This is a genomic window from Rhodanobacter sp. FW102-FHT14D06, assembly GCF_043950705.1.
Lineage (GTDB): Bacteria > Pseudomonadota > Gammaproteobacteria > Xanthomonadales > Rhodanobacteraceae > Rhodanobacter.
Genome location: NZ_CP170722.1, coordinates 834,676 through 847,148 on the forward strand (window position 1 = coordinate 834,676; position 12,473 = coordinate 847,148).

A 12,473-nucleotide genomic window follows, 5' to 3' on the forward strand; every position below is an offset into this window, starting at 1 on the left:
AGGCGAGAGCAAGGGCATCGCCCGCGAGCGAGCTCCTACGGGCGGCGCGACGGCTTCCGTTGCAACGTGCCTTGCCGGTTTCCGGGGGATTCTCTAACCTGCCCCGCTACGACATCGTGGCCACGGGGCCGACCCCGGCCTTGCAGGGGAACCCTCGTCCATGAGCCTCAAGCTCCGCCTCACCGTACTCAATTTCTTCCAGTACTACATCTGGGGCGCGTGGCTGCTGACCATCGGCACTTGGTGGTTCCAGAACCAGCACTGGTCGGGTACCAGCTTCGGCGCGATCTTCTCGACCATGGGCATCGCCTCGCTGTTCATGCCCTCGCTGGTCGGCATCGTGGCGGACAAGTGGATCAATGCCGAACGCCTGTACGGCATGCTGCAGATCTGCGGCGCGGTGGTGCTGTTCTCGATCCCGCACGTCACCGATCCGGAACAGATGTTCTGGGTGATGCTGCTGAACATGTGCTTCTACATGCCCACCATCTCGCTGGCGATCACGGTGGCCTACAACGCGCTCAAGCAGGATGGGCTCGACGTGGTCGTCACCTACCCGCCGATCCGCGTATGGGGCACGATCGGTTTCATCGCCGCCACCTGGACCACCAGCCTGCTCGGCTTCAAGGCCTCGCCCGCGCAGTTCCACGTGGCAGCGGCTGCTTCGCTGCTGCTGGGCCTCTACGCCTTCACCCTGCCCAAGTGCCCGCCCAAGCTGGGCGCCGCCGAGGGCCGCAGCCTGGTCGACAGGCTCGGCCTCACCTCGTTCGTGCTGTTCAAGAACCGCAACATGGCGGTGTTCTTCATCTTCGCGATGCTGCTGGGCGCGGCGCTGCAGCTGACCAACGCCTACGGCGACGCCTTCCTCAGCGACTTCGTCAAGGTGCCCGAGTACGCCAACCTGCTGGCGGTGAAGTACTCGACCATCATCATCTCCATCTCGCAGTTCTCCGAAACCGCGTTCATCCTGACCATCCCGTTCTTCCTCAAGCGCTTCGGCATCAAGGCGGTTATGACGATGAGCATGCTGGCCTGGGTGCTGCGCTTCGGCCTGTTCGCGTTCGGCGACCCGGCCGGCGGGCTGTGGATGATCGTGCTCTCGTGCATCGTCTACGGCATGGCGTTCGACTTCTTCAACATCTCCGGCTCGCTGTTCGTGGAAAGCCAGGCCGACCCGAAGATCCGCGCCAGCGCGCAGGGCCTGTTCATGCTGATGACCAACGGCGTGGGGGCGGTGCTGGGCAGCCTGATCGCCGGCTTCGTGATCGACCATTTCTTCACCGACCACACCTGCAATGACACGGTGCTGATCTGCAAGGACTGGCACGGCATCTGGCTGGCCTTCGCCGGCTACTCGCTGGTGATGGCGCTGCTGTTCGTGCCGCTGTTCAAGCACCGGCACGACCGCGCCGCCGCGCAACGGGTGGTGCCCACGCACTGATCCGGCGGCGACCGGTCACGGATTGTTATTGCGAATCATTTTCATTTACCATGCGCCTCCTCATGCCGGAGGCCCCATGTCCCTTGCCGTTCGCCCGCTCATCCCCTTGCTCGCCCTTGCCCTCGCCGGCACCGCCCAGGCGGCCGACCAGATCTCCGCCATCACGCTCGAAAGGGTCGAGGTTTCCGAAAGCACCCTGCGCATGCCGCAGAGCCAGGGCGCGCTGCCGACCACGATCACGGTGATCACCGCCGAGGACCTGCACCAGCAGCTGGCGATCAACCCGGACCTCTCCGACGCCATCGGCAACCTGCTGCCTTCGTTCGCGCCCTCGACGCAGAAGCTCAGCTCGCGCGGGCAGACCCTGCGCGGACGCAACCCGCTGTACATGATCGACGGCGTGCCGCAATCGAGCCCGCTGCGCAACGGCTCGCGCGATGCCTACACGATCGACCCGGCGATGATCGAGCGGATCGAGATCGTCGAGGGCTCCAACGCGATGCAGGGCCTGGGCGCCGCTGGCGGCATCATCAACATCATCACCAGGCGCGCGCCGAAACGCGATGGCGTGCGCCAGGAAGTCACCGTCAACACCAGCGCACCGACCCGCGGCGGCAACGGCCTGGGCTACGGCACCTCGTACCTGCTCGCCGCGCGCAGCGGCGCATTCGAGCTGGTCGCCGGCGCAGCATGGCGCCAGCGCGGCATGTATTCGGACGCGAAGGGGCGGCTGATCGGCGTCGACGGCACCCAGGGCGACCTGATGGATTCGGCGAGCACCGACGGCTTCCTCAAGCTCGGCTACGACTTCACCGACACGCGCCACCTGCAGCTCACCGTCAACCGCTTCGACCTCAAGGGCCACGGCGACTACACCGCCGTGTCCGGCGACATGGCCAACGACCTGCCGACCACGTCGGTGCGCGGCAAGCAGCCCGGCGACGCCCCGCGCAACCGCGTGCTGACCAGCAGCCTCGACTACCGCGACACCGCGCTGGCCGGCGGCGAGCTGCGCGCCCAGCTCTACCACCAGAAGAACCGCGAGCTGTTCGGCGGCGGCACGTTCGGCACCTTCCAAGACCCGGCCTATGGCCCCGGCCTGCTGTTCGACCAGTCGCAGAATGTCTCGACCAAGGACGGCGCGCGGCTGTCATGGGCACGGCGCGGCCTGCTCGACGACACGCTCACCGTGCTGGCCGGCGCCGACGGCTACCGCGACACCACCTTCCAGGAACTGACCCACACCGGCCGCCACTGGGTGCCGGACAGCACCTACACCGGCTGGGCGCCGTTCCTGCAGGCCGAATACTGGCCGCTGCGGACGCTGTCGCTGTCCGGCGGCCTGCGCCGCGAGCACGGCACGCTGGACGTGCCCACGTTCCAGACGCTCGCCTTCTACAACGCCGTCACCGTGCAGGGCGGCAAGCCCAGCTTCAGCAAGACGCTGCCGAACTTCGGTGCGGTCTGGTACCTCACCGGCCAACTCAACCTGTTCGCCAGCTACGCCGAGGGCTACACCCTGCCCGACGTGGGGCGCGTGCTGCGCGCGATCAAACAGCCCGGCCAGAGCGTGGCCGACTTCCTCGACCTGAAACCGGTGGTGTCGGACAACCGCGAGACGGGCGTCGAGTATCTCGGCGAACGCGCGGGGGCGCGCCTGAGCTACTACGTCTCGCGCTCGCGGCTGGGTTCGGTGCTGGTGTTCGACGCGCCCAACCAGGTCTACAACGTGATGCGCCAGCGCGTGTCCATCAGCGGCTGGGAGGCGCGCGCGAACTGGCAGCCGCTGGACGGCACCCGGCTGGATGCCTCCTTCGCGATCAACCGCGGCCGCTCCGACCGCAACGGCGACGGCAGGATCGACTCGGACCTGGACGGTGCCAACATCGCGCCCAACCGGCTCAACCTGTCGTGGACGCAGCGCTGGAACGAGGCCTGGTCGAGCTACCTGCAACTGAGCCACCTGTACAGCCGCGACTTCAGCACGCTGGGCCAGCGCACGGCGCACTTCGACGGCTACGGCACCGCCGACGCCTACCTGAAGTGGCACAGCGGCAGCGCCGGCGACTGGACGCTGGGCGTGCAGAACCTGGCCAACGAGCAATACATCAACTACGTCTCGCAGACCGTCGGCGACGACGACTCGTACTTCGCCGGCCGCGGCCGCGTGGTCTCGCTGACCTGGCAGCAGGCCTTCTGAAGTGTCCGCCGCCGCGACCACGATCGAGGCATCCGCGCGCCGCGCCGACGCGGTGCGGTACTGGCTCAAGCGCCTGCACCGGTGGGTCGGCCTCAGCGTCGGGCTGATCTACGCGCTGATCGCGCTCAGCGGCAGCGTGCTGGTGCTGCAGGGTCCGCTGCTGCGGCTGCTGCATCCGCCGCTGGCCGCGCATGCGTTGCCCGACGCGGCGGCGCGCGCGGCCGTGCTGACGCGCATCACGCGCGAATGGCCGTCCAGAGGACTGCGCGGCGCCGATCTGCCGACCGCCGGGCTGCCGGTATGGCAGCTGTATTTTTCCGACGGCTCACGGCGCTACCTCGATCCCACCAGCGGCGACCTGCTGCTGACGCGTGCACCCGGCAGCGACCTGCTGCTGACCTTGCGCGACTGGCACACCCACCTGCTCGCCGGGAAAACCGGCGAGGCCGTGCTGGGCGTGCTTGGCTGGCTCATGCTGGGGCTGCTGCTTTCCGGCGTGTGGCTGTGGTGGCCGGGCCGGCGGAACCTGCGCGGCAGCCTGCGCCTCCATACCCAGCCACCGGCACGGCGCTGGGTCAGCTGGCATCGCAGCATCGGCGCGCTCAGCCTGCCGTTGCTGCTGCTGGTGACCCTGACCGGCACCTTGATGGTCTACGGCAAAGGCACCCGACACGTCCTGCAGACGCTGTTCGCGGATGCGCCGGCCACGCCGACGCCGGCCCGCATCGCACCGCGCCCGCAGGCGATCGACTGGGCGGCGGTGCTCGACGCCGCGCAGCACGCTCTGCCGGGCGCCGAATTGCGCCGCATCGCGCTGCCCTCGGCCAACGACGGCCGCGTGACGATCCGCGCGCGGGCGCCGGGCGAATGGCATCCGGTCGGGCGCAGCCGGGTGTGGCTCGATCCCTACCGGGCCCAGGTGCTGGGCGCCGTCGACGCCACCGCCGAGGGCACCGGCGCGCGCATCAGCAACGCAGTTTATCCGCTGCACGCCGGCAGCGTGGGCGGCCTGGCCGGGAAGCTGCTGGTGCTGCTGTGCGGCCTGCTGCCGCCATTCTTTCTGGTGACCGGGTTCCTGTTCTGGCGCACGCGCCAGCGGCGCCAGCGCCGATAAGCCAGCGCCGATAAGCGATCCCGGAGGCCGTCGGCGCGGCCGTTTCCGCGATTCACCTACAATGGGCGGATGCAAATCGGCCCTTACCTGATCGACCCGCCGCTGGTGCTCGCCCCGATGGCGGGCGTCACCGACAAGCCGTTCCGCCTGCTGTGCAAGCAGCTGGGCGCGGGCCTGGCCGTGTCCGAGATGACCAGCGCCGACCCGTCCCTGTGGCAGACGCGCAAGTCGCTGCGCCGGATGGACCACGCCGGCGAACCCGAGCCGGTCAGCGTGCAGATCGCCGGCTACGATCCCGCGATGCTGGCCGAGGCGGCACGCTTCAACGTCGCCAATGGCGCGCAGCTCATCGACATCAACATGGGTTGCCCGGCGAAGAAGGTGTGCAACGTGTGGTCCGGCTCCGCGCTGCTGCAGGACGAGCCGCTGGTGGCGCGCATCGTGAAAGCGGTGGTCGATGCGGTGGACGTGCCGGTGACGCTGAAGATCCGCACCGGCTGGAACCGCGAGAACAAGAATGCGCTGAACATCGCGCGCATCGCCGAGGACGCCGGCATCGCCGCGCTGGCCGTGCACGGCCGGACCCGCGCCGACAAGTACGAAGGCAAGGCCGAGTACGCCACCATCGCCGCGGTGAAGGCTGCCGTGCGCATCCCGGTGCTGGCCAACGGCGACGTGTGCACGCCGCAGCAGGCGAAGCACGTGCTCGCCGTCACCGGCGCCGACGCCGTGATGATCGGCCGCGGCGCGCAGGGCCGGCCGTGGATCTTCCGCGAGATCGCCCACTACCTCGTCACCGGCGAACTGCTGCCCGAGCCCGAACCGGCCGAAGTCGCCGCAATCCTGCTCGGCCACCTCGAACACCTGCATGCCTTCTACGGCGAACCGGCCGGCGTGCGCATCGCGCGCAAGCACCTGGGCTGGTACGCGAAGGACCGTCCCGAGAACGCCGCGTTCCGGCAGGTGGTCAACCGCGCCGAGACGGCCAGCGAACAGTTGCGGCTCACCCGCGACTACTTCACCGCGCTGGCGAGCGGTCTGGCCATGGCGGCCTGAGCGCGCAGGCAGTCACCGCGGCAGCTGTCCGCGCAAACCGCCGTCCATCTCAGGCCATCGCGCGTTCCAGATAACGCTGGCGCTTGCGCGGTCGCAGGCATTCCAGATCCACTTCGATCAGGCCATCGATGGAGCCGCTGAACTCCGGGTCCACGCCGAAAGCGAGGAAGCGCGCGCCGCCGGCTTCGCACAGTTCGGTGTACTGCTTGTACAGCGTCGGCACCGAGGTGCCGAGCCGGGCCAGCGCGGTTTTCATCGCCTCGAACGCGGCGGCGATGTCGAGTCCGTCGAAGGTCGGTGCCGGCGCCGCGAAGGCGAACGGCCGGCGCGCGCTGGCCAGCGTCCGTTCGCTGCCGTAGAAACGCTGGTAGTAGCCGACCACCTGCTCGCTGGCATGCCGCGGCAACGCCGCGCTGATCGACACCGCACCGTAGAGGTAGCGCACGCCCGGGTGGCGCCGCAGGTAGGCGCCGATGCCTTGCCACAGGTAATCGAGGCTGCGGCTGCCCCAGTAATCCGGCACCACGAAGCTGCGACCCAGCTCCAGCCCGGCGGCCAGCCGCGGCACGGCCGCGTCGGCGTAGCGGAACAGCGAGGCGGTGTACAGGCCGGCCAGTCCGGCGCGGGCCAGCGCCTCGGCGCCGCGCATCACGCGGTAGGCGCCGGCGATGCGGCCGGCCTGCGCGTCCCACACCAGGATGTGGTCGTAACTGGCGTCGTAGCGGTCGAGGTCGCGGCTGCAACCGGTGCCCTCGCCGACCTGGCGGAAGGTCAGCTCGCGCAGGCGGCCGATCTCCTGCAGCAACGGCGAACCGCCGGCATCGCGCGCCAGGCGGATCTGCTTGCCGTCGCTGGTGGCGCCGAGCAGCTCGGTCGCGTCCACGGCGCGCGCCAGTTCGCGCGCGCCGATGGCCGGCGCCAGCGGCAACGGGCCCACGGGTGCGGGCGTTTCCGCGCGGCCGGCGGCATCCAGCGCGTGGCGGACGCGCCGCACGGCCGCGTGCTCGCCTTCGCTCTCGCCGATCGTAAGCAAGTCGCCCACGTGCAGGTGCAGCGGACGGCGGTGGCGGGTGAACATCTCGCGCGCCAGCAGCGCCGCCGATGCCGGCCGGCACAGCGCCGACATGCCGTAGAACAGCGCGGAATTGCGCGCCTCGACACGCACCGGCAATACCGGCGCCGACGCACGCCGCGCAAAACGCAGGAAGCCGGCGCGCCAGCGGCCATCGCGCACGCCGCGCAAACCCAGCCGCGACACCTCGCCGGCGGGAAACACGATCACGCATTCGCCCCGGCGCAAGGCACGTTCGACCCGGCGCAACTCGGCCACGCCGGCGGCGCCGCCGAACACGCGCACCGGCAGCAGCAGTTCCGCCAGCGGTTCCACCAGCGCCAGCACCTCGTTGGCAAGCACCCGCACGTCGCGCCGCACGCGTCCCACCATGTCCAGCAGGGCCAGCGCATCGAGCGCGCCGCAGGGATGGTTGGCGACCACCAGCAGCGCCCCGTGCGCGGGTATGCGCGCCAACGCGGCGGTGTCGACCTCATGGCGCGGTTCCAGTTCGCGCAAGGCAGCCGCGACGAAGGCCAGTCCGCGCAGCTGCGCATGTTCGGCATGGAACGCGTCGATCCGGCCGAGACCCGACCAGCGCGCCCACCACCGCAGCAAGGTCGCCGCGAGGCGCCCGCGCCGACCGCGAAACCAGCGTGGATAACGCTGCCGCAAACGCTGCTCGATGGCTTGCATGTCACGCCCCTCGCGTTGGCCTGACGCCAGCTTGCGGAGCTTCGGCGACACCACGATTGCCCCGCTGCGACAGCGGCGTGACAGCCGTGGCGTCGACCCACTCCGCCACGACACGCAGGCCATGCCTGCGTTAGGCTCGGGATTGCCGTGCCCGCATCCGGACGTCCGAGGAGTACCGATGAGAAAACGCCTGTGGCCGCTGTGCCTGCTTTCCCTGCTGGCGCTGATGTCCGTCAGCGGAGTCCGCGCTGCCGGCCAGACCATCAAGGTCTACCCGATCGCCGCCGGTACCGCCGCGACGGTGACGCCGGCCACCGAGCTCAAGCGGGCGAACCAGCCACTGCTGGTCGGGGTGAAGGTGGCGCCGCCGTTCGTGATCGAGGACCACGGCCACTACAGCGGCCTGGCGATCGACCTGTGGCAGGAGATCGCCGCCGACCACGGCTGGAAATACGTCTACCGGCCCTACGACCTGGACGGCCTGCTGCAGGCGGTCAGCGACAGCAAGGTGGACGTGGCGCTTGGCGCGATCACCGCCACCGCCGCGCGCGAACAGCGGATGGATTTCGCCCACCCGATCACCAGCTCGGGACTGGCCGTGGCGGTGCGCGGCGGGCAGACCGCCGGCTGGCTGGCGGTGGCGCGGGCGCTGGTGTCGCCGGCCTTCCTCAAGGTGATCGGCTCGCTGACGCTGCTGTTGCTGGTGGTCGGCTTCCTGGTCTGGCTGCTCGAACACAAGCGCAACCCGGAGCAGTTCGGCGGCAGCCGCCGCCAAGGCATCTTCTCCGGCTTCTGGTGGGCGATGGTGACGATGACCACGGTCGGCTATGGCGACACCGCGCCGCGCACGGTCGGCGGACGCATCATCGGCCTGGTGTGGATGCTGGCCGCGCTGCTCATCGTGTCGTTCTTCACCGCGGCGATCACCAGCGCGCTGACCGTCGGCCAGCTCAGCGAGCGCATTCGCAGCGCCGCCGACCTGGGCGGCATGCGCATCGCCAGCGTGCCGGACAGCACCAGCGCCAGCTGGCTCGACCGCGAGCAATTCGACTACGCCAAGGCCCGCGATGTCGATGCCGCGCTGGCGGAGCTGGCCGCCGGCCGCGTCGACGCCGTGGTCTACGACGAACCCCTGTTGCGCTGGAACATCCGCCGGCACTTCCGCGGTCAGCTGAAGGTGCTGCCACTGCTGCTGGAGCGGCAGGATTATGCTTTCGCCCTGCCCACCGGCAGCCGCCTGCGCGAACCGATCGACACCTCGCTGCTGCAGCGGATCAACGCGCCGGACTGGCCGCAGCGGCTGGACAAGGCCTTCGGCGCGACCGGCCAGTGAACGGGCCAACGCGCGACGCCAACCCGTTCGGCCGTCCATACGGCTGAACGGAAACCCACCCCCGCCACGCCCCGCGGACGGGGAGGCTGCAAAGTCGAAGTGGTCGATGTATCATGCCCGACCTCTTTTATCTTTCTATCCGTACAAAGGGATATAAACCGCGATGTCCAACTACCTGTTCACCTCCGAATCGGTCTCCGAAGGCCATCCGGACAAGGTCGCCGACCAGATCTCCGACGCCGTGCTGGACGCGATCATCGCGCAGGACCCGCGCGCCCGCGTGGCCTGCGAAACCATGGTCAAGACCGGCGTGGCGATCGTCGCCGGCGAAATCACCACTGGCGCCTGGATCGACCTCGAGGCGATCACCCGCAAGGTGATCCTCGACATCGGCTACGACTCCAGCCACGTCGGCTTCGACGGCGCCACCTGCGGCGTGATCAACCTGATCGGCAAGCAGTCGCCGGACATCAACCAGGGCGTGGACCGCAAGAACCCCGAAGACCAGGGCGCCGGCGACCAGGGCCTGATGTTCGGCTACGCCACCAACGAGACCAAGGATTTCATGCCGGCGGCGATCTACTACTCGCACCGGCTGGTCGAGCAGCAGGCGAAGATCCGCAAGCGGAAGAATTCGCCGCTGCCGTGGCTGCGCCCGGACGCCAAGAGCCAGGTCACCCTGCGCTACGAGAACGGCGTGGCCACCGCGATCGACGCCGTGGTGCTGTCGACCCAGCATGACCCGTCGGTCAAGCAGAAGGACCTGGTCGAGGCCGTGCGCGAGCACATCCTCAAGCCCGTGCTGCCGGCCAAGCTGATGCACAAGGCCACCAAGATCCACATCAACCCGACCGGCAAGTTCGTCATCGGCGGCCCGGTGGGCGACTGCGGCCTGACCGGCCGCAAGATCATCGTGGACACCTACGGCGGCTGGGCCCGCCACGGCGGCGGCGCGTTCTCCGGCAAGGACCCGTCCAAGGTCGACCGCTCGGCCGCCTACGCCGCGCGCTACGTGGCGAAGAACATCGTCGCCGCCGGCATCGCCGACCGCTGCGAGGTGCAGGTGAGCTACGCGATCGGCGTGGCGCATCCGACCTCGATCTCGGTCACCACCTTCGGCACCGGCAAGATCAGCGACGAGAAGATCGAGAAGCTGATCCGCAAGCACTTCGACCTGCGTCCGTACGGCATCCTGCAGATGCTCGACCTGATCCACCCGATGTACCAGCAGACCGCCAGCTACGGCCACTTCGGCCGCACCCCGCAGGTGGTCAAGGACGCCAACGGCAAGTCCTACACCACCTTCTCGTGGGAAAAGACCGACCGCGCCGAGGCGCTGCGCAAGGATGCGAAGCTGTAACAACGCACCCGCGGGCAAATTCCGCACGCTCACCGAAACAGGCCGCCTCCGTGCGGCCTGTTTTGTTTTAGGCTGGCCAGGGGCCCGCTTGGGTGGATCCCCCGGATCATCCGCCCCGTACGACCTGACGCCGACGACTTCCAGGATTTCCCAGCCGCATGACATCCCGCCACAGATGCACGCCATGGGTCCGGAGCGAGGTCAAGCCAGCCCCATGCCCGGCCGATAACCGCCCATGACGAGAGACGACCCGACCCGGCACGACGCGGAGCATCCCAAGCGTGTCGTGCTGATGGTGGTGTTGATCCTGAGCTGGGTCAGCACGCTCATCGCATGGACCCTGCTCGAGTGGCGTGGCGCGTCATCGACTGCGCTGCGCGCGGTGCTTGGCGCGAACATCGTTTTCCATCCGGTGATGTTCGTCATCGTCCGCCAGCGCCTGCTGACGCAACGCATCATCGACACCAGTTGCCTGGTCTTTGCCGCCGTCATCTGCGCCGGCTGCATGGTGTTGCGGCTGTATTTTCCCGTCTACGGAGCCCGCATCGACCTCAAGCCGCTGTATCTGTGGATCCCGGTCATCTATGTCCTGGCGTTCATGCTCACCAGCCACAAGACCGGGCTGAGGATCTCGCTGGCGGTCCAGGCGCTGTTGCTGGCGATCAGCCTGCCGTACCTGATCCACCACCCCGAGCAGCCCGACGGCAACTTCACCATCCAGCTGCACATCGTGTCCGCCGTGCTGGTGGCGGCGCTGTACTTCTTCTCCAGCTACCAGCAGCGCCTGCAGATCGCACAGCTCACCGTCGACGAACTGGGACAGCTGGCCAACACCGACGTGCTCACCCGGCTGCCCAACCGGCGGCGGCTCGCGGAGATCCTCGAGTTCGAGCTGGTGCGCTTCGCCCGCTACGGACGCGCGTTCGCGCTGATCATGGTCGACGTCGACCACTTCAAGAGCATCAACGACCGCTTCGGCCACAAGGTCGGCGACCAGGCGCTGCTGGCGCTGGCCATCCGCGCGAAAGAAACGCTGCGCGACGTGGACACGCTGGGGCGCTGGGGCGGCGAGGAGTTCGTCGTCATCCTGCCGGAAACCGGCCCCGCCGACAGCCTGCGCAGGGCCGAGGCCCTCTGCGCCCACATTGCCGCGCAACCGCTGATCGGGGAGCTCGCCATCACCATCAGTTGCGGCGTGGCCAGCGTTACCGCCGGAGACACCGCCGAGAGCCTGTTCAAGCGCGCCGACATGGCCCTCTACGCCGCCAAGCAGCAGGGACGCAACCGGGCCGAGGGCGTGAGATCCGCGGCACTGCTGGGCAAGGATGCGGAGCTGTAGAAGCGAACCCTGTGCGCGAGCATCGCGCACCGGACGAAACGGGCCGCCTTGCGCGGCCCGTTTCGTTTCTCCGTCGCACGCCCTCACCGTCCCGCGGCACGACGCGCACCGGCGCGATCATCGCGGATTTCTTTGCCGCCGCGGGCAGCATTGCCCTACGCCCATCCGCGCGCCGCACCGATTCCACGCCCGTTCCGCCGGACTCATGCTGAACTTTCCACCAATGCAGATCGCAAGGAAGCCGCATGCCTTCAGTCCCGCGCCGCCACCATCCCTTTGCCCTGACTGCCGTGCTTCTGCTGGCGCTGGCGCCCCCGCTCGCTGCGGCGCAGACCGGGCAAATGGAAGGCGAGAACCTGCTGATGTCGCTCCCCGACGGCTTCGTTCCCGCCTACCACAATCAAAAGGGTTCCGTGGCGATCTCCGAGATGATCCCCAGCGGCGAGACGCTCGATCACTGGAGCGAGATCCATACGATGCTCGTCCTCTACGGCGGCGGTAACCTGCCGATCGATGCCTATGTCGAGCGCGTGGGGCAAAGCTTCCGCAAGGATTGCGACATGGCCGACACGGTTCCGATCGCCAGTGGCACCGAGAACGGCTACAAGTTCGCGTTCTGGCTGCAGACCTGCTCGTACTTCGACCGGAAGAAGCCGCCGGAAACCACCTGGTTCAAGATGATCAACGGCAACGATAGCAGTTATGTCGTGCAGCACGCGGTGCATGCCGAGCCGACCACGGAGCAGACCGTGCGCTGGGCCCGGTACTTCGCCACGGTCAAGGTTTGCGACTCGCGCATTCCCGACCGGGCTTGCCCGCACGTCCAATAGCCGGCTCGGGCGCCGCCGGTCACGCCGCAACGTCGCTGCCAAGTACAATGGGC

General features: G+C 68.5%; 9 protein-coding genes. 8 read left to right on the plus strand and 1 reads right to left on the minus strand.

The genetic code is table 11. The annotated features are described in order from the left end of the window. Positions 1–160 precede the first annotated feature (160 nt). From ACFCQI_RS04120 to dusB, 4 genes are all read left to right on the plus strand, one after another. A complete protein-coding gene (locus ACFCQI_RS04120; RefSeq protein WP_395120112.1) occupies positions 161–1,441 on the plus strand; it encodes a nucleoside permease in 1,281 nt (426 codons plus the stop codon). Between the two features lie 76 nt (positions 1,442–1,517). Next, positions 1,518–3,641, plus strand: a complete 2,124-nt coding sequence (locus ACFCQI_RS04125; protein ID WP_395120113.1) for a TonB-dependent receptor — start codon at positions 1,518–1,520, stop codon at positions 3,639–3,641. A gap of 1 nt (position 3,642) precedes the next feature. Then, the gene (locus tag ACFCQI_RS04130) at positions 3,643–4,755 is read left to right on the plus strand and encodes a PepSY-associated TM helix domain-containing protein (protein ID WP_395120114.1); all 1,113 of its coding nucleotides are present in this window, start codon (positions 3,643–3,645) and stop codon (positions 4,753–4,755) included. A gap of 69 nt (positions 4,756–4,824) precedes the next feature. Beyond that, complete coding sequence (gene dusB / locus ACFCQI_RS04135; protein ID WP_395120115.1) at positions 4,825–5,811, plus strand: tRNA dihydrouridine synthase DusB; 987 nt, start codon at positions 4,825–4,827, stop codon at positions 5,809–5,811. Between the two features lie 49 nt (positions 5,812–5,860). On the opposite strand, the gene ACFCQI_RS04140 is transcribed toward dusB, so the two are convergent. Beyond that, positions 5,861–7,558 (minus strand): lysophospholipid acyltransferase family protein, encoded by a 1,698-nt coding sequence (locus ACFCQI_RS04140; protein ID WP_395120116.1) that lies wholly within the window; start codon positions 7,556–7,558, stop codon positions 5,861–5,863. Positions 7,559–7,736: 178 nt separating this feature from the next. Between ACFCQI_RS04140 and ACFCQI_RS04145 the strand changes: the two genes are divergently transcribed. From ACFCQI_RS04145 to ACFCQI_RS04160, 4 genes are all read left to right on the plus strand, one after another. Continuing rightward, positions 7,737–8,891, plus strand: coding sequence for a transporter substrate-binding domain-containing protein (locus tag ACFCQI_RS04145; protein ID WP_395120117.1), 1,155 nt, complete (start codon positions 7,737–7,739; stop codon positions 8,889–8,891). Positions 8,892–9,054: 163 nt separating this feature from the next. Beyond that, positions 9,055–10,251 (plus strand): methionine adenosyltransferase, encoded by a 1,197-nt coding sequence (metK, locus tag ACFCQI_RS04150; RefSeq protein WP_395120118.1) that lies wholly within the window; start codon positions 9,055–9,057, stop codon positions 10,249–10,251. A gap of 235 nt (positions 10,252–10,486) precedes the next feature. Then, positions 10,487–11,590, plus strand: coding sequence for a diguanylate cyclase (locus tag ACFCQI_RS04155; protein WP_395120119.1), 1,104 nt, complete (start codon positions 10,487–10,489; stop codon positions 11,588–11,590). 290 nt (positions 11,591–11,880) lie between these two features. Next, on the plus strand, positions 11,881–12,420 hold the full coding sequence (locus ACFCQI_RS04160) for a hypothetical protein (protein WP_395120120.1): 540 nt from the start codon (positions 11,881–11,883) through the stop codon (positions 12,418–12,420). The last annotated feature ends 53 nt before the right edge of the window (positions 12,421–12,473 follow it).